20 protein-coding genes are annotated in these 19,289 nt (G+C 60.1%); 9 read left to right on the plus strand and 11 right to left on the minus strand.

Annotated features, from left to right (window positions below):
* The first annotated feature begins 46 nt into the window (after positions 1 to 46).
* From zur to BW43_RS21920, 4 genes are read left to right on the plus strand one after another with little or no spacing between them, the layout of a single operon-like run.
* On the plus strand, positions 47 to 529 hold the full coding sequence (gene zur / locus BW43_RS21935; RefSeq protein ID WP_032885055.1) for a zinc uptake transcriptional repressor Zur: 483 nt from the start codon (positions 47 to 49) through the stop codon (positions 527 to 529).
* Positions 529 to 1,314: a zinc ABC transporter ATP-binding protein ZnuC gene (znuC, locus tag BW43_RS21930; RefSeq protein ID WP_032885056.1), complete on the plus strand. Its 786-nt coding sequence runs from the start codon at positions 529 to 531 to the stop codon at positions 1,312 to 1,314. The genes zur and znuC overlap by 1 nt, the downstream gene beginning before the upstream one ends.
* Positions 1,307 to 2,095 carry a zinc ABC transporter permease subunit ZnuB gene (znuB, locus tag BW43_RS21925; protein WP_032885058.1) on the plus strand — a complete coding sequence of 263 codons (789 nt, stop codon included), beginning with the start codon at positions 1,307 to 1,309 and terminating at the stop codon, positions 2,093 to 2,095. The genes znuC and znuB overlap by 8 nt, the downstream gene beginning before the upstream one ends.
* A gap of 37 nt (positions 2,096 to 2,132) precedes the next feature.
* Positions 2,133 to 2,852 (plus strand): PA5502 family lipoprotein, encoded by a 720-nt coding sequence (locus BW43_RS21920; protein WP_032885060.1) that lies wholly within the window; start codon positions 2,133 to 2,135, stop codon positions 2,850 to 2,852.
* A 102-nt stretch (positions 2,853 to 2,954) separates the two neighbouring features.
* Here BW43_RS21920 and katE read toward each other — a convergent pair whose 3' ends face one another.
* Complete coding sequence (gene katE, locus BW43_RS21915) at positions 2,955 to 5,096, minus strand: catalase HPII (protein ID WP_032885061.1); 2,142 nt, start codon at positions 5,094 to 5,096, stop codon at positions 2,955 to 2,957.
* A gap of 265 nt (positions 5,097 to 5,361) precedes the next feature.
* Here katE and BW43_RS21910 point away from each other — a divergent pair, with 265 nt between their 5' ends.
* The 3 genes from BW43_RS21910 to BW43_RS21900 are packed head-to-tail and all read left to right on the plus strand — an operon-like array spanning position 5,362 to position 7,865.
* Entirely contained in the window at positions 5,362 to 6,369 is a 1,008-nt protein-coding gene (locus BW43_RS21910) for a methionine ABC transporter ATP-binding protein (protein ID WP_032885062.1), read from the plus strand.
* A complete protein-coding gene (locus BW43_RS21905; RefSeq protein ID WP_032885064.1) occupies positions 6,369 to 7,043 on the plus strand; it encodes a methionine ABC transporter permease in 675 nt (224 codons plus the stop codon). Before BW43_RS21910 ends, BW43_RS21905 begins: the two co-directional genes overlap by 1 nt.
* 51 nt (positions 7,044 to 7,094) lie before the next feature.
* Complete coding sequence (locus BW43_RS21900) at positions 7,095 to 7,865, plus strand: MetQ/NlpA family ABC transporter substrate-binding protein (RefSeq protein WP_032885066.1); 771 nt, start codon at positions 7,095 to 7,097, stop codon at positions 7,863 to 7,865.
* 143 nt (positions 7,866 to 8,008) lie between these two features.
* On the opposite strand, the gene BW43_RS21895 is transcribed toward BW43_RS21900, so the two are convergent.
* The 5 genes from BW43_RS21895 to BW43_RS21875 are packed head-to-tail and all read right to left on the minus strand — an operon-like array spanning position 8,009 to position 11,932.
* Positions 8,009 to 8,644 carry an SCO family protein gene (locus BW43_RS21895; protein ID WP_032885068.1) on the minus strand — a complete coding sequence of 212 codons (636 nt, stop codon included), beginning with the start codon at positions 8,642 to 8,644 and terminating at the stop codon, positions 8,009 to 8,011.
* Positions 8,641 to 9,540, minus strand: coding sequence for a heme o synthase (gene cyoE, locus BW43_RS21890; protein WP_032885070.1), 900 nt, complete (start codon positions 9,538 to 9,540; stop codon positions 8,641 to 8,643). Before cyoE ends, BW43_RS21895 begins: the two co-directional genes overlap by 4 nt.
* A complete protein-coding gene (locus BW43_RS21885; RefSeq protein ID WP_032885071.1) occupies positions 9,528 to 10,607 on the minus strand; it encodes a heme A synthase in 1,080 nt (359 codons plus the stop codon). The genes cyoE and BW43_RS21885 overlap by 13 nt, the downstream gene beginning before the upstream one ends.
* Positions 10,608 to 10,617: 10 nt before the next feature.
* Positions 10,618 to 11,202: a hypothetical protein gene (locus tag BW43_RS21880; protein WP_032885072.1), complete on the minus strand. Its 585-nt coding sequence runs from the start codon at positions 11,200 to 11,202 to the stop codon at positions 10,618 to 10,620.
* Positions 11,168 to 11,932 (minus strand): SURF1 family protein, encoded by a 765-nt coding sequence (locus BW43_RS21875; protein WP_032885193.1) that lies wholly within the window; start codon positions 11,930 to 11,932, stop codon positions 11,168 to 11,170. Before BW43_RS21875 ends, BW43_RS21880 begins: the two co-directional genes overlap by 35 nt.
* Positions 11,933 to 11,979: 47 nt before the next feature.
* On the opposite strand from BW43_RS21875, the gene BW43_RS21870 reads away from it, so the two are divergent.
* Positions 11,980 to 12,183 (plus strand): twin transmembrane helix small protein, encoded by a 204-nt coding sequence (locus BW43_RS21870; protein WP_032885073.1) that lies wholly within the window; start codon positions 11,980 to 11,982, stop codon positions 12,181 to 12,183.
* Positions 12,184 to 12,189: 6 nt separating this feature from the next.
* On the opposite strand, the gene BW43_RS21865 is transcribed toward BW43_RS21870, so the two are convergent.
* The 4 genes from BW43_RS21865 to coxB all read right to left on the minus strand — a co-directional run bounded on the left by BW43_RS21865 (position 12,190) and on the right by coxB (position 16,515).
* A complete protein-coding gene (locus BW43_RS21865) occupies positions 12,190 to 13,077 on the minus strand; it encodes a cytochrome c oxidase subunit 3 (RefSeq protein WP_032885074.1) in 888 nt (295 codons plus the stop codon).
* A 35-nt stretch (positions 13,078 to 13,112) separates the two neighbouring features.
* Positions 13,113 to 13,664, minus strand: a complete 552-nt coding sequence (locus BW43_RS21860; RefSeq protein WP_032885075.1) for a cytochrome c oxidase assembly protein — start codon at positions 13,662 to 13,664, stop codon at positions 13,113 to 13,115.
* Between the two features lie 75 nt (positions 13,665 to 13,739).
* On the minus strand, positions 13,740 to 15,329 hold the full coding sequence (ctaD, locus tag BW43_RS21855; RefSeq protein WP_032885076.1) for a cytochrome c oxidase subunit I: 1,590 nt from the start codon (positions 15,327 to 15,329) through the stop codon (positions 13,740 to 13,742).
* 58 nt (positions 15,330 to 15,387) lie between these two features.
* The gene (gene coxB / locus BW43_RS21850) at positions 15,388 to 16,515 is read right to left on the minus strand and encodes a cytochrome c oxidase subunit II (protein WP_032885077.1); all 1,128 of its coding nucleotides are present in this window, start codon (positions 16,513 to 16,515) and stop codon (positions 15,388 to 15,390) included.
* A gap of 368 nt (positions 16,516 to 16,883) precedes the next feature.
* Between coxB and BW43_RS21845 the strand changes: the two genes are divergently transcribed.
* Entirely contained in the window at positions 16,884 to 17,531 is a 648-nt protein-coding gene (locus BW43_RS21845; protein WP_032885079.1) for a hypothetical protein, read from the plus strand.
* Positions 17,532 to 17,660: 129 nt separating this feature from the next.
* Here BW43_RS21845 and BW43_RS21840 read toward each other — a convergent pair whose 3' ends face one another.
* Entirely contained in the window at positions 17,661 to 19,208 is a 1,548-nt protein-coding gene (locus BW43_RS21840) for a SulP family inorganic anion transporter (RefSeq protein ID WP_032885081.1), read from the minus strand.
* Positions 19,209 to 19,289: the final 81 nt, after the last annotated feature.

A 19,289-nucleotide genomic window follows, 5' to 3' on the forward strand; every position in this document is an offset into this window, starting at 1 on the left:
GAACGGGTAACATAATAACGTCTCTATCAAATATCTGTCGCCGCTCATGCCTAAAACACCGCTTGCCAGCCGTCCCCACGACCACTCTCACTGCGTGCACACCGCGCTGTCGGAAGCCGACACCCTGTGTGCGCAGAAAGGCCTGCGCCTGACCGCCTTGCGTCGCCGGGTGCTGGAGCTCGTGTGGCAGAGCCACAAGCCGCTGGGCGCCTATGACATTCTGGGCGTGCTCAGCGAGCAGGACGGCCGCCGCGCCGCGCCTCCAACCGTGTACCGCGCGCTGGACTTCCTGTTGGAAAACGGCCTGGTACACCGCATCGCATCGCTCAACGCCTTTGTCGGCTGCAACCACCCAGAGCACGCACACCAGGGTCAGTTCCTCATCTGTCGCGAGTGCCACGCCGCCATCGAACTTGAACAAAAAAGCATCAGTGACGCCATTATCACAAGCTCCGCCGACGTTGGCTTCAGGGTCGAAGGGCAAACGGTCGAAGTGGTCGGCCTGTGCGCGGGCTGCCAGGGGGCTTGATGAGCAACGCGTTAATCCGACTGGAGCAGGTTGGGGTCACGTTCGCCGGGCAAAGCGTGCTGGATAACATCGCACTGAGCGTAGAGCCGGGGCAGATCGTTACCCTGATCGGCCCAAATGGCGCCGGCAAGACCACCCTGGTGCGTGCCGTGCTTGGCCTGCTCAAGCCCGACAGCGGCAGCGTATGGCGCAAGCCCAAGCTGCGCGTCGGTTACATGCCGCAGAAGCTGCACGTCGACCCGACCTTGCCCCTCTCTGTACTTCGCTTCCTGCGCCTGGTGCCTGGCGTAGACCGTGTCCGCGCACAGGCTGCACTTAAGGAAGTCGGCGCCGAACAAGTGATCGACAGCCCGGTGCAGAGCATCTCCGGCGGCGAAATGCAGCGCGTACTGCTGGCCCGCGCCCTGCTGCGCGAGCCCGAGTTGCTGGTGCTCGATGAGCCCGTGCAGGGCGTCGATGTCGCCGGCCAGGCCGAGTTGTACAGCCTGATCACACGCCTGCGCGACCGCCACGGCTGCGGCGTGCTGATGGTCTCCCACGACCTGCACCTGGTCATGAGCACCACTGACCAAGTGGTGTGCCTCAACCGCCACGTGTGCTGCTCCGGCCACCCGGAACAGGTCAGCGGCGACCCGGCGTTTGTCGAGTTGTTCGGCAAAAATGCCCAGAGCCTGGCGATCTACCACCACCATCACGACCACGCCCATGACCTGCATGGCGCTGTGGTTGACGACCCGGCCACACCTCATACCCACGTTCATGGAGATAGCTGCAAGCATGGCTGATTTTCTGCTTTACGCCCTGCTGGCAGGCTTGGCTTTGGCGCTAGTGGCTGGCCCGCTGGGCTCATTCGTGGTCTGGCGTCGCATGGCGTACTTTGGCGACACCTTGTCCCACGCCGCGCTGCTGGGCGTGGCGATGGGTTTCCTGCTGGATGTAAGCCCGACCATCGCCGTGACCGTGGGCTGCCTGCTGCTGGCGGTGCTGCTGGTAACCCTGCAACAGCGCCAGCCGCTGGCCTCGGACACCCTGCTGGGCATTCTGGCGCCGAGCACGTTGTCACTAGGCCTGGTCGTACTGAGCTTTATGCATGAAGTCCGCATCGACCTGATGGCCTATCTGTTCGGCGATCTGTTGGCGATCAGCCCAACGGACCTGGCCTGGATCCTCGGCGGCAGTGCTGCTGTTCTGGTGCTTCTGGTAGTCCTGTGGCGCCCACTGCTGGCAATCACGGTGCATGAAGAACTGGCCAGGGTCGAAGGCTTGCCCGTATCGGCTTTGCGCATGGCCCTAATGTTGTTGATCGCCGTGGTGATCGCTGTCGCGATGAAGATTGTCGGCGTATTGTTGATCACGTCGCTGCTGATCATCCCCGCCGCCGCCGCCCAACGCCACGCCCGCTCACCCGAGCAGATGGCCATCGGTGCAAGCCTTCTGGGGATGCTAGCAGTGTGCGGAGGCCTGGCGCTGTCCTGGTTCAAGGACACGCCAGCCGGACCATCGATTGTGGTCGCGGCCGCCGCCCTGTTTCTGCTGAGTTTTGTCCTGCCCCGTCGAGGGGTGTAGACTTGCTCGCTTTTTGCGCAAATAGAGAGTCGCAGGAATGAAGCCGTTCACCTCCCGTTATCTGCTCCTTGCCGCATTTTCCCTGCTGCTGGGCGCCTGCCAAAGCACACCGCCCGCGGCCCCCGAGGCTCCGGACCCACGTGCTGCGGCCATCGCGCAGCTGGAGCAAAACCTCGCCAGCAGCGAGCTTGCCACTGCCGAAGACCAGTTGGCAGCGTTGCAGGCCCAGTCGCCTAACGACCCGACACTTGAGCCTTATCAGCGCCAATTGGCCGAAGCCTACCTGCAGCGCAGCCAGATCGTGCTGCAAAAAGGTGACGTCAACGCCGCCGCCACCGCCCTGAGCCGCGCCCGCGCGCTGATGCCCAAGGCGCCAGCCCTGACCGGCGGCGTCAACAGCGCTATTACCCACGCCCGCAAGGTCGAACTGGATAAAGCCGAAGAGGCGCTCAAGGCCGCCGAGGCCAAGCCCGCCGCCAAGGTCATCGACCCGGCGGCGCCCAGCACCACGGTGGCCTTGAACCTCACCAATATCGAAGAATTGCGCCATCAACTGGATGCGATTGCCACCGACGTGGTGAATTACCAGTGCGACGTGAGCATTCAGGCGCCACGCACCGAGGATTACCCGTGGTTGGCTACGCTGCTGACCAAACGGGTGAAACGCATTGATTCGGCGTATGAGCTGAAGATTCACAGGCAGATTCTGAAACACATCCCGGCGCAGGTTGTGTTGATTCCGCGCAAGGCGCAATAAACGCATCGGGAGCAAGCCCCCTCCCACATTTTGAGTGTATTCACAGTTCAAAATGTGGGAGGGGGCTTGCTCCCGATAGCGGTCTAACAGACACCCAAATAGTTAAGCCGGAATCGCTTTGGCCTTAGGCTCACGATCCCATACCCGATGCTGCCCAATCGCGGCAAAGAACGCTTTGAACGCCTTCGCATCCGACCCCACGATCAGCCCCGCATCCACCTCAAGCTTCAACAGATCCAACAGCGACTTGGCATCAGTGGCGACGGTAATAGCCTTCAAGTGCTTGTAAGCCTCCAGCACGTAGTGCAACGCCACACCATCCGCGCTCAACGCCTTCACTGACTCTTTACCGCCAGGCACAAAGACCGCATCAAACGCAATGGACGGCAACCCTTCCATCGTCGCGTCCACCGGCAGGCTCTTGCCATCCTCCGTGGTGACCGGTGCCGAGGTTGGACCCAGCAATTTGGCGTGCGCACCCTCGGCTTCCAAGGCCTTCTTCAATGCCGCAATCGCCACGCCGTCCACGCCATTCGCCGCCAAGATCGCCACCTTGCGCGTCTTGATATCCGCAGGCAGCAAGTTCGCCTGGCTCAAAGCAGGCGAGCGTGCCAACGCGGTCTCGCGCTCTTCCACTGTGCCTTTTTTCGGTACCGGCAGGCCGAGGTTCTGCGCCACGCGCTTGGCCAGTTCCAGGTCAATGTTGGCCAGGATCTCGTTGACCTGCCGCGCACGAATAAACTCACGCTCGACCTTGCCCAGCTCAAAGCTGTACGCCGCGATAATGTGCTCTTGCTCATGCTTGCTCATGCTGCGGAAAAACAGGCGCGCCTGAGAGAAGTGGTCGCCGAACGATTCACTGCGCTCACGCACTTTATTGGCATCAACACGCTCGTAGTACGACTCGAAACCACCGTCCTGCGCCGCAGGTGGCGTTTCTTTCGGCCAACCGCCATCGATCGAATTGGGCTCGTAGGCAGCACGCCCCTTGTCAATCACCGTGCGGTGCATAGCATCGCGCTGGCCGTTATGAAATGGCGCTACCGGCCGATTGATCGGCAACTCATGAAAGTTCGGGCCGCCCAGGCGACTGATCTGCGTGTCGGTGTAGGAAAACAGGCGCCCCTGCAGCAGTGGGTCATTGGAGAAGTCGATGCCCGGAACGATATGCCCAGGGCAGAACGCCACCTGCTCAACTTCAGCAAAGAAGTTATCCGGATTGCGGTTCAGCACCATTTTGCCCAGCGGCGTAATCGGCACCAATTCCTCCGGAATCAGCTTCGTCGGGTCGAGAATATCGAAGTCGAAGGCGTGTTCCTTGTCTTCAGGGATTACCTGTACGCCCAGTTCCCACTCAGGGTAATCACCGGTTTCAATGGACTCCCACAGGTCGCGACGGTGGTAGTCGGTGTCTTTACCTGCGAGCTTTTGTGCTTCGTCCCACACCAACGAACACGTACCGGCGGTAGGGCGCCAGTGAAACTTAACGAAATTGGAGACGCCTTCGGCATTGATGAAGCGGAACGTATGTACGCCAAAACCCTGCATGCTCCGTAGGCTTTTAGGAATAGCCCGGTCGGACATGGCCCAGATCACCATGTGTGCCGACTCCGGTTGCAGAGAGACGAAATCCCAGAAGGTGTCGTGCGCCGAGCCGCCGGTAGGAATCTCGTTGTGCGGCTCAGGTTTTACCGCGTGCACAAAGTCCGGAAATTTGATCGCGTCCTGAATGAAGAACACTGGCATGTTGTTGCCCACCAGGTCGAAGTTGCCTTCATCAGTGAAGAACTTCACGGCAAAGCCACGCACGTCACGCACCGTATCGCCGGAACCACGCGGGCCTTGCACGGTGGAAAAACGCACGAACACCGGGGTTTTGTGCCCAGGGTCGCGTAGGAAGCCGGCCTTGGTCAGCGCCGAATGGTTCTCATAGGATTGGAAATAACCATGGGCGCCCGTACCTCGGGCATGCACGATGCGCTCGGGGATGCGTTCATGGTCAAAATGCGTGATCTTTTCACGCATGATGAAATCTTCCAGCAGCGAAGGCCCTCGCGCGCCGACCTTCAAGCTGTTCTGGTTGTCGGAAATCTTCACACCTTGGTTGGTGCGCAAGGCTTGGCCAGTAGCGTCTGAGCGAAACTGTTCCAGGCTGTGTAATTTGGCGTTGGTGTTACCACGATCCAGGGTATCGGTGCCCGCAAGGTCACTCTTCGGCGGTGTGGCTGGCTTCTTGGTACTCATCAGTCAAAACTCCTTATTCAAAGTGGCCAGAGCGGTGCCCGGCTCGTTTGAGCAAAACCCCAGGCACGGCACCTGGGAAATCGAGTTGCTTAAGTAGTGACTGATGGGGTTTTGGGCCGTTCCTTTTTTATGACCTTTGATCGCGTTATTGCCAAATCGCAGGTTGAATGCGAAATAAATGCTAAGAAACACTAGATGGACAGGCTAAAATGCGCGCCCGGCTAACCGCTGATCCCTTTTCAATGCGCCCCACAAGGTTCGCTACGTGATCGAGTTTCAAAACGTCCATAAAACCTACCGCGTCGCCGGTAAGGATATCCCAGCACTGCACCCCACCAGTCTGCGCGTCGAAAACGGCCAAGTGTTTGGCCTGATTGGCCATTCGGGTGCGGGTAAAAGCACCTTGCTGCGCCTGATCAACCGCCTGGAAGAGCCCAGTGGCGGCCAGATCACGGTCGACGGCGAAGAAGTCACCGCCCTGGACGCCAACGGCCTGCGCCGCTTCCGTCAGCAGGTCGGGATGATCTTCCAGCACTTCAACCTGCTGGCGTCCAAGACCGTCGCCGATAACGTGGCATTGCCACTGACCCTGGCCGGCGAACTGTCGCGTAAAGACATCGACCTGCGCGTGGCTGAACTGCTCGCCCGCGTCGGCTTGTCGGACCACGCCAAAAAGTACCCCGCGCAATTGTCCGGCGGCCAGAAACAGCGCGTCGGCATCGCCCGCGCCCTGGCGACCAAGCCAAAGATCTTGCTGTGCGACGAAGCCACCAGCGCCCTCGACCCACAGACCACCGCGTCGGTCCTGCAACTGTTGGCTGAGATCAACCGCGAGCTGAAGCTGACCATCGTGCTGATCACCCATGAAATGGACGTGATCCGCCGCGTATGCGACCAGGTGGCCGTGATGGACGCCGGCGTGATCGTCGAGCAAGGTTCGGTAGCCGACGTTTTCCTGCATCCCAAGCACCCGACCACCAAACGTTTTGTACAAGAAGCCGAACAGGTCGACGAAGGCGAGCAGCGTGATGACTTCGCCCACGTACCGGGCCGCATCGTACGTCTGACGTTCCAGGGCGACGCAACCTACGCGCCGCTGCTGGGTACCGTCGCCCGCGAAACGGGTGTGGACTACAGCATCCTCGCCGGCCGTATCGACCGCATCAAAGACATCCCTTATGGGCAACTGACCCTCGCGGTCACCGGCGGTGACATGGAAGCGGCCTTTGCCCGCTTCACCGCCGCAGACGTCCACATGGAGGTGCTGCGCTAATGGAAATCTTCCTGAGTTTCTTCGCCAATATCGACTGGTCCGAAATCTGGCTCGCCACCGGCGACACCATGATCATGCTGTTCGGTTCGCTGTTTTTTACCGTGCTACTAGGCCTGCCGTTGGGCGTGCTGCTGTTCCTGACCAGCCCGCGCCAGCTGTTCGAGCAAAAAGGGCTGTACGCGCTGCTGTCGCTGATCGTGAATATCCTGCGCTCGCTGCCGTTCATCATCCTGCTGATTGTGATGATCCCGTTCACCGTACTGATCACCGGCACCTCGCTGGGCGTGGCCGGTGCAATCCCGCCGCTGGTGGTGGGCGCCACGCCATTCTTCGCGCGTCTGGTGGAAACCGCCTTGCGTGAAGTGGACCGCGGCATTATCGAAGCCACCCAGTCCATGGGCGCAACCACTCGCCAGATCATCACCAATGCACTGTTGCCCGAAGCACGCCCCGGCATCTTCGCGGCGATTACGGTGACGGCGATTACGCTGGTGTCCTACACGGCCATGGCCGGTGTGGTCGGCGCTGGCGGCCTGGGCGACCTGGCGATCCGTTTCGGTTACCAACGTTTCCAGACCGATGTGATGGTGGTCACCGTGGTGATGCTGTTGATCCTGGTGCAAATTCTGCAAACCGTCGGCGACAGGCTGGTGGTGCACTTTTCTCGAAAATAACGGCCATTGCCGGCCAAAAGCCGGCACATGCCCGAACAAGGAGCTTGTTGGATGAAAAAACTACTGGTTGCTTTCGCCGCCGTTGCCGCGTTTTCCGCCCATGCCGAGACCCTGACGGTCGCTGCTTCGCCGGTACCCCACGCGGAAATCCTGGAATTCGTGAAACCTGCCCTCGCCAAAGAAGGCGTGGACCTGCAGGTCAAAGTCTTCACCGACTACGTACAGCCCAACGTACAGGTAGCGGAAAAACGCCTGGACGCTAATTTCTTCCAGCACCAGCCGTACCTGGATGAATTCAACAAAGCCAAGGGCACTCACCTGGTGAGCGTCGGCGCGGTGCATTTGGAGCCTCTGGGCGCCTACTCCAGCAAGTACAAAAAGCTGGACGAGCTGCCAAGCGGTGCCAACGTCGTGATCCCTAACGACGCCACCAACGGCGGCCGCGCGCTGTTGCTGCTGGATAAAGCCGGCGTGATCAAATTGAAGGACTCGACCAACATCCTGTCGACCATCAAAGACATCACCGAAAACCCGAAAAACCTGAAGTTCCGCGAACTGGAAGCCGCCACCCTGCCGCGCGTGCTGACCCAGGTCGACCTGGCGTTGATCAACACCAACTACGCCTTGGAAGCCAAGCTGGACCCGTCCAAGGATGCATTGGTAATCGAAGGCAGCGACTCGCCTTACGTGAACATCCTGGTCACCCGCGAAGACAACAAGGATTCGGACGCGGTGAAGAAGCTGGTAGCCGCCCTGCACACGCCTGAAGTGAAGCAATTCATCGAAGAGAAGTACAAAGGCGCGATCAAGCCGGCGTTCTGATCTACCCGATCTCCAATACACCAGAGATCAAACAATGTGGGAGGGGGCTTGCCCCCGATAGCAGTGGGTCAGTCACCAGATGCAGTGACTGGCACTCAGCAATCGGGAGCAAGCCACCTCCCACATTTGTTTTGGGGGTGCATCTAATTGCGCTGCAACAACCCCGGCAACTGCGCCACCAATTTCTGGTTGTTCAACGGCGAACGAATAAACCCACGCTGCGTGCCATCCGGGCCGATGAGCGCCAGGTTACCGCTGTGATCGACGGTGTAGTTCGGCTTGCTGGTATCTGCCGGAATAAACGGGATGCTCACCGCATTCGACACCTTCTGCACATCCTCCACATTCGCGCCGGTCAGGCCCACAAATTGCGGATCGAAGTAGCCCAAGTACTGCTTGAGCTGAGTCGGGGTATCGCGATGCGGGTCGACGCTGACCAGGATCACTTGCAACTTATCCACAGCCTCTTTCGGCAGTTCGCTTTTGATCTGGCGCAATTGGGCGAGGGTGGTCGGGCAGATATCCGGGCAGAACGTGTAGCCGAAGAACAACAGGCTCCACTTCCCCTTCAACTCGTTGAACGCCACCGGCTGGCCGTCCTGATTTGTCATGGTCACAGGCGGTAGCTGACGGCTTTGCGGCAGCAGGATGATGCCGGCGTCGATCAGCGCGGTGGGGTCGCCCTGGCCTTTTCCGCTAAGTACTTTGTTGACGGTCAGGCCCATGATCAACGCGACGATGGCCACCAGGATGAAGACGGTTTTTTGAGTTCGAGTCATAGGTTCAACAGTAGGTAGTGGTCTACGAGCAGGGCGATAAACAGCAGGAACAAGTACCAGATAGAGTACTTGAAGGTGTTGATCGCCGCGTGCGGCCGACCGCCACGGTACAACACCCAGGCCCATTGCAGAAAGCGTGCGCCCAATACCAGCGCGCACGCCAGGTACAGTGGGCCGCTCATATGGATCACGTAGGGCATCAAGCTCACCGCCAGTAGGGCAAAGGTGTAGAGCAGGATATGCACCTTGGTGTAGTGCTCGCCGTGGGTCACTGGCAGCATGGGGATGTCGGCCTTGGCGTATTCCTCTTTGCGGTGGATGGCCAGGGCCCAAAAGTGCGGCGGGGTCCAAGCGAAGATGATCAGCACCAGCAGCAGCGGTTCAGCGCTGATGTGACCGGTGACGGCGACCCAACCCAACAGCGGCGGTGCAGCGCCAGCCAACCCGCCGATGACAATATTCTGCGGCGTCGCGCGCTTTAGGAATCCGGTGTAGATCACGGCGTAGCCGAGCAGCGAGGCCAAGGTCAGCCACGCCGCCAGGGCATTGGTGAACGCCAGCAACAGGCCCAGCCCTGCAACAGCCAAAAACAATGCAAAGGCCAGCGCCGCAACCGGCGACACGCGACCCTCCGCCAGGGGCCGCTTGTGAGTGCGTGCCATCACCGCATCGATCCGCCGATCCACAACATGGTTGACGGCCGCAGCGCCGCCCGCGCACAGGGCAATGCCCAAGTTGCCAAAAATCAGCACCGTCCACGGTACGCCCGCGCGGGTGGCGAGGAACATTCCCACCAGGGACGTGATGAGCATCAGCACCACTACTTTCGGCTTGGTCAGCTCTAGATAGTCACGCCAGATCGCCTGATCGTGACGCGCGCCGATCAAGGTCGCCATGGCATCTCTCCTTTAAGGGTGATGAGGCCTGATACGTGTTTGCGCGGGATGAAGCGCCAGCCGAACGGCAACTGATTGCGCACCCGAACCAGGCTGGTGCGGGCGTGGTAATTGACCAGCACCAGGGTCAGCAGCAACCCGGCACCGCCCGCGTTATGCCCGACCGCTACCGCCAGCGGCAGGCCGAACATCACATTGCTCAACCCCAGGCAGATTTGCACGCCGAGGGCGATCAGCAACAAGCCCGACAGACGCGTCATGCCCACCGCGCGCAGCTGCCAGGCCAGGCCGAGCAGGACCAGGGTCACGAGTACTGCGCCGATACGATGGGTCAGGTGAATGGCCGTGCGCGCCTCGCTGTCGAGCTGGCCGCCCAAATAATTTGGGCCGATGTGTTGGGTCAGGTGAAAGCCATTGGCAAAGTCTGCCGCCGGCCACCACTGTCCATGGCAGGTGGGCAAGTCGACACAGGCTACGGCCGCGTAATTGGAGCTGACCCAACCACCGAGCGCAATCTGCCCGATCACCAGCACCAAACCAGCCGTCGCCCAATATTGCAGGCGCTTGGGCACGATTAGCGCGGGCAGTACACCGGACAGGCGCAAGGTCAGCAAAAACAGCAGACTCAAGGTGGCAAAGCCGCCAAGCAGATGCCCTGTCACCACCTGCGGCCACAGCTTCAAGGTCACCGTCCACATCCCAAACGCCGCCTGGGCAAACACCACCGCCAGCAGAAACAACGGCAACTTGACCGGCTGGCCTGGGTCACGCCGATGACTCCAAGAGCGCGCCGCCAACAACGCAATCAAAAGACCCAGAGTGCCAGCGAAGTAGCGATGGGTCATTTCGGCCCAGCCTTTGTCGGCCTCCACTGGCGTGTCAGGAAAATGCAATTCGGCATGGGCCAACTGGGCTTCACTTTGCGGCACGCTGATAAAACCATAACAACCCGGCCAGTCCGGGCAACCGAGGCCGGCATGAGTCAGGCGGGTATAGGCGCCGAGCAGCACGACGATCAGCGCCAGCAAGGTGGCAAACAACGCGAGGCGAAATCCAGGTTTGGCCATGACGATGCCCTTATCCGATGTTCGACAATTTCAGCAGGTGGCGCAGGTCGTTGAGCAGGTCCTTGCCCTTGACCTTGGCGTCGTAGCGCAGCACCAGGTTGCCGTGGGGATCGACGATCCACAGCTGCGCATCGCCCGGCGCGGCAGCGTTTTTGTTAAACGTCGAAAGGTCCAGTTGATAGCGCTGCAATTGCGGGTATTCGGCTTTCAGCTTGGCTTCGTAATCGGCACCGACCGGTTGCGCACCGGCCAACGCGTGACTGGCGCGCGAGGCATCGCGCCCCAGGCCGATCTGCAATTGCCGCGCGAGGTACACCAACTGCTGGCAATCGGCGGCGCAGGCGGCGGGCGCAGTCACCAGCAGTTGCCAGCGCTGTTCATCCGCCTGCACGCCGATATCGGCGCGGGTCTGGCCATTGCCGATCATCTCGCCGTGATAACTGCGGCTGTCCGGCACCCAGAACTGCAGCTTGTACATAAACGTGGCCAGCACCATCGGGCCGATCACCATCAGCAGGATCAGCAGCAGTTGCCAACGGCCTTTGCGCCGATCGGGCAGGTCAGACATGTTGAGTGGATTCGTGGCCGCTCCCATGGGGCTTCTCCTTCTTGTTATGCGATCCGAGATAGAGGTAAAGAACCAGCAGCGCCAGCGCCATGGCGAACCACTGCACGGCATAGGCCAGGTGTTTCTCCGGGCCCATGGCGACCACCGGCCAAGTCGTTTCGTAGGTACCGGGGCCGGCTTCAGCGCGCAGTTCGTAGGCAAAGCCACTGCGGCCCAACTCTGTCCAAAGCGCTGCGGGATGCAGCGCCGTGAGTAATCGCGGCCATTGCGTGGCTGCGGGGTCGGCATGCAGCTGGAAGGTTTCGCCAGGGGCGACGTACACCCACGCATCAATATTCAACGGCTGCTCTGGTGTGGTGAAGGCGGGCGGTGTGCGGCGGTCCGGCCAGGGCAGCCAGCCGCGATTGAGCAGTAGCCACAGGCCGCTGGCCTGATCGTGGAAGGGTTGCAGCAACTCGACACCGGCCTTGCCATTGCGCATGCGATTGTCGAGCAAGACGCTATGGTCGGCGTCGAATTGACCGCGCAAATGCACACGGCGAAACGCCGGATCTGCCGTGTCATTGAGTTCTTCACTGCTCATCGGCTCAGCCGCGCGGCGCTCGGCATAGCTGTCGAGCAACAGCTGCTTTTCATGCCCTCGCGACAGCTGCCAGCACCCCAAACCCACCATCAACGGCAGCAGGACCAACACCACCAATGTCGGCGCAATACCGGGGCGAAACTGTTTTATGGCGCTGGCTATACTTGTTTTCATTGCCCGCCGCTCTTCATCAATGCCCATCAAAATCCAGGAGCCAGACCATGCTCAAAGCAGCCATTGCCCTGATGCTGATCGCGACTGTTGTGAGCCTGTTCAGTGGCCTGTTCTTTCTGGTCAAGGACGAAGGCAACTCCAACCGCCTCGTCACTGCCTTGACCGTGCGTGTCGTACTGGCCGTGATCACCCTCATGCTGATCACCTGGGGATTTTTCAGCGGCCAGCTGGTTTCTCACGCGCCGTGGTAAGACGCCTCACAGTACGTAGACGAAGAAAAACAGCCCGATCCACACCACATCCACAAAGTGCCAATACCAACTGGCTGCCTCGAAACCAAACTGGTGCTCGGCGTTGAAGTGGCCACGCAGAATGCGCATCAGCATCACAAACAAAATGATCGTGCCGATGGTCACGTGGGCACCGTGGAATCCGGTGAGCATAAAGAACGTCGCGCCATACACACCGGAGCCCAGCGTAAGGCCCAGCTCTTTATAGGCGTGGATGTATTCCTCGGCCTGGAACCCGAGAAACGCCAGGCCCAGCAGCACGGTAAGCGCCAACCAGATTTTCAGCGCGCCACGATGGCCCTTGCGCAAGGCATGGTGGGCGATGGTGATGGTCACGCTGGAGCTCACCAGCAGGATGGTGTTGACCAGCGGCAAGCCCCACGGGCTGATGATGCCCTCGGGGGCGGGATAGAGTTTCGGGTCAGGGTTGTTGAGCAATGGCCAGGCAAATTCGAAATTCGGCCACAGCATGTGCGCGACGCCCTTTGAGCCTTCACCGGCCAGCCAGGGCGCGGACATGTGCCGCACATAAAACAGCGCACCGAAGAAGGCGATGAAGAACATCACTTCGGAAAAGATGAACCAGCTCATCCCCCAGCGAAACGAGCGGTCCATCTGCGGACTGTACAAACCCGCGCGGCTTTCTTTGATCACCGCACCGAACCAGCCGAACAACATATAGGCCAGCAGCAGCCCACCAACGAAAAAGATCCACGGGCCGTGGGATTCCGGGCGAGCAGCCTTGAGATCGTTGAACCACACGCCCAGGCCATACACGGTGATCAGCAGGCCAAACGTGGCAATTATCGGCCACTTGCTTTGTGCCGGTACGTAGTACGTATCATGATTCGACATGTATTCACTCTCCCGATTGAGGGGGCAAACAGTAGCTAGCCGCCGGTATGCAAAGCCACGGGCGGTTGGCGCGCAGTGATATCAAATAGCGTGTACGCCAGGGTCAAATGCTTCACATCCTTGGGCATGTCTCGATCGACGATGAAACGCACGGGCATCTCGATACGCTGGCCTGGCTGCAGCACTTGCTGGGTGAAGCAAAAACACTCGGTCTTGTGGAAGTACATCGCCGCTTCGGCCGGGGAAATACTTGGCACGGCCTGGGCGGTCATCGGCTTGTCAGTGGGGTTGTGGGCCACGAACAGCATCTCGGTCACAGCGCCTGGGTTGACCACCACCTCGTCCGCCTTGGCGTAGAAGTCCCAGACCATGTCGATGGCGTTTGTAGACAGGAACTGCACCCGCACCTGACGCGTCGGGTCGACGATCTGCTCGCCTTCATACTGCCCGGCAGTCTTGCCGTTGATGCCAAACGCCTTGCACATCACGTCGTAGATCGGCACCAGGGCGAAACCAAAGGCGAACATCGCCACGACCATGACCAGCAGGCGAGTGACCAACCGTTTGAGGGGCAGGGATTCAGCCATGACACACCCCTGAAGCGAATGCGATCAATGCGTGAGGGGGCTTGCCGCCCTCACCGTTGCTGTGTGGCAACCGGTTCATTTGACCTCCGGCGGCGTGGTGAACGTGTGGTACGGCGCAGGCGAAGGAATGCTCCACTCCAGGCCTTCAGCGCCATCCCACGGCTTGGCCGGAGCCGGCGGGCCACCTCTAATGCACTTGATCACGATGAACAAAAAGAAGATCTGCGTGGCGCCAAACATAAACGCGCCAATCGACGAGACCATGTTGAAGTCGGCGAACTGCAGGTTGTAGTCCGGCACCCGACGCGGCATACCGGCCAGCCCCACAAAGTGCATCGGGAAGAACGCCATGTTCATGCCCACGAAAGACAGCCAGAAGTGCAGCTTGCCCAGGGTTTCGTCGTACATGTGGCCGGTCCATTTCGGCAACCAGTAGTAGGCCGACGCGAAGATCCCAAAGATCGCGCCGGGCACCAGTACGTAATGGAAGTGCGCCACCACAAAGTAGGTGTCGTGGTACTGGAAGTCAGCCGGAGCAATCGCCAGCATCAACCCGGAGAAGCCGCCGATGGTGAACAGGATCACGAAGGCCACCGCAAACAACATCGGCGTCTCGAACGTCAGCGAGCCTTGCCACATGGTGCTGACCCAGTTGAACACCTTTACCCCGGTCGGCACGGCGATCAGCAACGTGGCGTACATGAAGAACAGTTCGCCCACCAGCGGGATACCGACCACGAACATGTGGTGCGCCCACACGATAAACGACAGGAACGCGATGCTTGCCGTGGCGTAGACCATCGAGGTGTAGCCGAACAGCGGCTTGCGCGAGAAGGTCGGAATGATCGAACTGACGGCGCCGAAGGCCGGCAGGATCATGATGTACACCTCCGGATGACCAAAGAACCAGAACACGTGCTGGAACAGCACCGGATCACCACCGCCAGCCGCACTAAAGAAGCTCGTGCCGAAGTGAATGTCCATCAGCATCATGGTCACGCAACCAGCCAGCACCGGCATCACCGCAATCAGCAGGAAAGCGGTAATCAGCCAGGTCCACACGAACAGCGGCATCTTCATCAACGTCATGCCCGGCGCGCGCAGGTTGAGGATGGTAGCGACCACGTTGATCGCGCCCATGATCGAACTGATGCCCATCAGGTGGATGGCGAAAATGAAGAACGTCACGCTTTCCGGCGCGTAGGTAGTGGAGAGCGGGGCGTAGAAGGTCCAGCCGAAGTTCGGTCCGCCGCCAGGGGTGAACAGCGTCGAGACCAGCAACAGGAAAGCCGCTGGCAACAGCCAGAAGCTGAAGTTGTTCATGCGCGGCAAGGCCATGTCGGGCGCGCCGATCATCAGCGGGATCATCCAGTTGGCCAGGCCGACAAATGCCGGCATCACCGCGCCGAACACCATGATCAGGCCGTGCATGGTGGTCATCTGGTTGAAAAATGCCGGTTCGACGATCTGCAACCCGGGCTGGAACAGTTCGGCACGGATCACCATGGCGAACGAACCGCCCAGCAGGAACATCGTGAAGGCGAACCACAGGTACATCGTGCCGATGTCTTTGTGGTTGGTGGTCAGCACCCAACGCATCAACCCCTTGGCGGGGCCGTGGGCATGGTCACTGGTGTGTCCATGGTCATCGATCACAGCGCTCATGGCCGTTCTCCTGCAAACGAATGGGCGGGGCGGGGCGGCGCAAATGTAATGAGGGCTGTCATTTGCTTTCCGCCTGTTTGATGGCCAGCACGTCTTTTGGCGTGACCATGTCGCCTTTGTTGTTGCCCCAGGCGTTGCGCTCGTAGGTCACCACGGCGGCGATATCCACTTCCGAGAGCTGCTTGCCGAACGCGGCCATCGCAGTGCCCGGCTTGCCGTGATAGACGATGCTCAGGTGGTCCGCGGCCGGTCCGGTAGCGATTTTCGAGCCCTTGAGCGCCGGGAACATCGGCGGCAGGCCCTGGCCCTCGGCCTGGTGACAGGCCACGCAGGTGGTGTGATAAACCTTGTCACCACGGGCCACCAACTCTTCAAGGGTCCACTCTTTGGAGGTCAGTTCCTTGAGCTTGGCGGCCTCGGCCTTGCGTTCACCCAGCCAGGTTTCGTAGTCAGCCTTGGATTTGACCTCGACGACGATAGGCATGAAACCGTGGTCTTTACCGCACAATTCGGCGCACTGCCCACGGTAGATGCCGGGCTTCTCGACCCGAGTCCAGGCCTCGTTGACGAAGCCGGGAATAGCGTCGCGCTTGACCGCAAAAGCCGGCACCCACCAAGAGTGGATCACGTCAGCGGCGGTAACCAGAAAGCGCACTTTGGCGCCCACCGGCAGCACCAACGGCTGGTCGACTTCCAGCAGATAGTGCTCGCCCTTTGTGGCCTGGTTATGGATCTGCTCGGCGGGTGTGGCCAGGTTGCTGAAGAACTCCACATCCTGGCCCAGGTATTTGTAATGCCACTTCCACTGGTAGCCAGTGACCTGGATATCGATATCCGACTCACTGCTGTCGTAGATGTTGATCAAGGTCTTGGTTGCGGGAATAGCCATCGCGATCAGGATCAGCAAGGGCACGACGGTCCAGAGGATTTCCACGGTGGTGCTCTCGTGGAACTTGGCTGCGACCTGGCCGGTGGAGCGCCGGTGGACCATCATCGACCAAAACATGGCGCCAAACACGATGATGCCGATCACCACACAGATCCAGAAAATGGTCATGTGTAGATCGAACACAGCGTGACTGACTTCTGTTGCACCTGGCGCCATATTCGTTGTCCAGGCGGCGTGCGCCTGGCCGAATACTGACCACAACAGGAGGCCCATCCAAACGTGTGGATGTCGCATCATTGCGGGTTCCCCTTATCGTTCTTGTTATCCCGCCGGTTTGCACCTGCGTCGAAGGGAGCGGCTTCCATACTGCTTACAACCGCTTAGCCTTGCCTGCTTATGCAGTCTGGCGTCATCAGCTAATCGCGTACAAATCCGAGTATAGACAGGGTATGCAACCCCGCAATGTGTAGGGACAAATGAGGCAAAATGGCACGGCCGAAGCCAATGAAACCGGGAGCGGAATCGATTTTCCGACGAACGATGGCAATTCAATATAACGCCTGCGCATAACCATGAAATAATTATGACAAATGCGTCTTAGGCGCTCGTATAAACGAGCTAACTTAACCTCTCCCTTTTCCTACGCCTGCATCACTGGAGCCTTCATGAACACCGCCGCATTGCGCGAGCAGATTTCCCGTGCCCATCAACACGAAGCCACTACGGGCCAGCTTGCCCAGCAACTGGAAAAACAATTGCCGCACCTGCATTCGGCCATTGCTCTGGCTGAAGGTGATCGCAACGTTGTCATGGCGCGTTTTGTCACCGCCTACATCGACTTGGTCCCGGATTTGCTCGACGCGGCCAATGAAGTTGCCCGCGAGGCCGGTATCGAAAGCCAGATCAAGCCGGTGCTGAAGATTGCCGAGCATTTCTTCCTGCAACCGCCAGCTATTCTGGCAGGCCACGAAGGCCTGGACGGGCTGCTGGACGAGGCCTACCTGGCTCATCGTCTGGTGGAGGAAGTAAACGATCTGTATATCAAGCACTTCGGTCGGCCGTTGATTCCGGCGGATACCACCGTGGCTAACTTGATTGCCCATCAGTTGATCGGCGAAGCGTTTGCCAACCGACTGGATGAAGCCGTCCACCTGGCGGTGGATGAGATGCTCAACGAAGACAGCTTTGCGCTGGAGTCCGTCGAGGCGTACCGCGAGCAGTTGAAAAGCCCTGACACAGACGCCGCGTGGAAGCGCTGGCCGTGCCTGTCTCGGCAACTGGGCGTTGAATTGGCGCTGGATCAACCCGCCTGAATCCTGAGGTAGACGCAGAAAAAATGCGGGAGGGGGCTTGCTCCCGATAGCGGTGGCTCAGTCACATATGCTTAGACTGACACTCTGCTATCGGGAGCAAGCCCCCTCCCACATTTTGATCCGGCTTCATCAGCCGATTGATGGCGCCGAGCCGATTCCCGTCGTCGTCCTAACCCGGCCTTCGAGCCGGCGCTTCAACCCGCGCGCCTCAATCACCAACTTCGAGCCCTTCGCCGCATTCGCCCGACCCCATTCTTCCAGTAACTCCAGGCAGGAATGGTCGATATAGGTGAGGTTGTTGAGCGGCACATGCACCGTGGTCCCCGCAGGTACCGTCGACAGCACTTGGGTCAGCGCAGGCACTTTGAGAAAGGTCGCCGCACCGGTCAGCCGTAGCTCCATCTCACCGTCCTGAGGCAGGTCAATCAGGCTGACTTTCAGCCGGGACGCCTTGAGCGCCAGTTTGACCAACGTGAGGCCAAAGCCCACCAGCACACCCGTCAGCAGGTCAGTAAAGATGATCGCCAAGGCCGTGGCCGCATAGGTGAACATCGGCATCCGCCCGTAGCGCCCCAAGGCCTTGAACGCCTTGACGTCTACCAGCTTGATCCCGGTGTACACCAACACACCGGCCAGGCTTGCCACTGGAATGCTTTGCAGCACGCTCGACAACAGCAACACGAAACCCAGCAACCACACGCCATGGAACATGGCAGACAGACGAGTGGTTGCACCCGCCTGGACGTTGGCTGAGCTGCGTACGATCACGCCGGTCATCGGCAAAGCACCGACCAGGCCGCAGAGCATGTTGCCGACACCTTGGGCGGACAGCTCTTTGTCGAAATCGGAACGCTGGCCATTATGCATGCGGTCGACAGCCGCGGCGGAAAGCAGGGTTTCGGCGCTGGCGATAAACGCCACTGCGAAGGCAGCGATCAGCAGTTGAGGATCGGCCAGGTTCAGCAGGTCGCTGGGGCGCAGCCAGTCGATGGCGTCAGCCAGGTTTTCCGGGACTTCCACGCGTTTGACCTGCAACGCCAGCACCAGGCTGGTGACCGTAGCCAGGCCGACGCCAAGCAAAGCGCCCGGCACAAACCGCAGCGGTTGCGGGCGGAATTTATCCCACAGGTACATCACCAGCATCGTCGACAGCCCAAGCAAACCCGCTTGCCAGCCAAGCCCGCCGCCAAGGGTCGGTATGGCTTCAGCCAGTGCAGCCGGGAAACCCGCCAGGTTGTCCAGCCCCGAAGGCTTGGGCGCACCATCGAGCATCACATGAATCTGCGACAGCACAATCAACACGCCAATGCCCGCCAGCATGCCGTACACCACTGCGGGCGCTGTCACGCGGAACCAGCAGCCCAGGCGCAAACGTCCGGCCACCAGTTGCAGAAAGCCCGCCAGCAGCAGGATCGGGCCCAGCATCAACATGCCGTGCTGGCGCACCAATTCAAACACCAGCACAGCCAGACCCGCCGCCGGACCGCTGACCTGCAGCGGCGACCCCGCCAGCCACCCCACCACCAGGCCACCGATAATCCCGGTGATCAGGCCCTTGGCCGGCGGCATGCCGGACGCAATCGCGATCCCCATGCACAGCGGCAGGGCGACCAGAAACACAACCACCGAGGCGAGCAGCTCCCGTGGCAATACAGCTTTCAATTGAGCAGCACGCATGATGACTCTCCCGAGGCATTCGCCGGGCGCGGTAAAGCCTGGCTGCATCCATGGCAGCCACCGCATTACCCGGCAGGGAAG

The organism is Pseudomonas sp. RIT357 (assembly GCF_000632245.1).
GTDB lineage: Bacteria > Pseudomonadota > Gammaproteobacteria > Pseudomonadales > Pseudomonadaceae > Aquipseudomonas > Aquipseudomonas sivasensis.

Bases quoted from the DNA above. Each gene is read 5' to 3' on its own strand.
- zur (WP_032885055.1), top strand. From the start codon at position 47: ATGCCTAAAACACCGCTTGCCAGCCGTCCCCACGACCACTCTCACTGC.
- znuC (WP_032885056.1), top strand. From the start codon at position 529: ATGAGCAACGCGTTAATCCGACTGGAGCAGGTTGGGGTCACGTTCGCC.
- znuB (WP_032885058.1), top strand. From the start codon at position 1,307: ATGGCTGATTTTCTGCTTTACGCCCTGCTGGCAGGCTTGGCTTTGGCG.
- BW43_RS21920 (WP_032885060.1), top strand. From the start codon at position 2,133: ATGAAGCCGTTCACCTCCCGTTATCTGCTCCTTGCCGCATTTTCCCTG.
- katE (WP_032885061.1), bottom strand. From the start codon at position 5,096: ATGAGTACCAAGAAGCCAGCCACACCGCCGAAGAGTGACCTTGCGGGC.
- BW43_RS21905 (WP_032885064.1), top strand. From the start codon at position 6,369: ATGGAAATCTTCCTGAGTTTCTTCGCCAATATCGACTGGTCCGAAATC.
- BW43_RS21900 (WP_032885066.1), top strand. From the start codon at position 7,095: ATGAAAAAACTACTGGTTGCTTTCGCCGCCGTTGCCGCGTTTTCCGCC.
- BW43_RS21895 (WP_032885068.1), bottom strand. From the start codon at position 8,644: ATGACTCGAACTCAAAAAACCGTCTTCATCCTGGTGGCCATCGTCGCG.
- cyoE (WP_032885070.1), bottom strand. From the start codon at position 9,540: ATGGCGACCTTGATCGGCGCGCGTCACGATCAGGCGATCTGGCGTGAC.
- BW43_RS21885 (WP_032885071.1), bottom strand. From the start codon at position 10,607: ATGGCCAAACCTGGATTTCGCCTCGCGTTGTTTGCCACCTTGCTGGCG.
- BW43_RS21880 (WP_032885072.1), bottom strand. From the start codon at position 11,202: ATGGGAGCGGCCACGAATCCACTCAACATGTCTGACCTGCCCGATCGG.
- BW43_RS21875 (WP_032885193.1), bottom strand. From the start codon at position 11,932: ATGAAAACAAGTATAGCCAGCGCCATAAAACAGTTTCGCCCCGGTATT.
- BW43_RS21870 (WP_032885073.1), top strand. From the start codon at position 11,980: ATGCTCAAAGCAGCCATTGCCCTGATGCTGATCGCGACTGTTGTGAGC.
- BW43_RS21865 (WP_032885074.1), bottom strand. From the start codon at position 13,077: ATGTCGAATCATGATACGTACTACGTACCGGCACAAAGCAAGTGGCCG.
- BW43_RS21860 (WP_032885075.1), bottom strand. From the start codon at position 13,664: ATGGCTGAATCCCTGCCCCTCAAACGGTTGGTCACTCGCCTGCTGGTC.
- ctaD (WP_032885076.1), bottom strand. From the start codon at position 15,329: ATGAGCGCTGTGATCGATGACCATGGACACACCAGTGACCATGCCCAC.
- coxB (WP_032885077.1), bottom strand. From the start codon at position 16,515: ATGATGCGACATCCACACGTTTGGATGGGCCTCCTGTTGTGGTCAGTA.
- BW43_RS21845 (WP_032885079.1), top strand. From the start codon at position 16,884: ATGAACACCGCCGCATTGCGCGAGCAGATTTCCCGTGCCCATCAACAC.
- BW43_RS21840 (WP_032885081.1), bottom strand. From the start codon at position 19,208: ATGCGTGCTGCTCAATTGAAAGCTGTATTGCCACGGGAGCTGCTCGCC.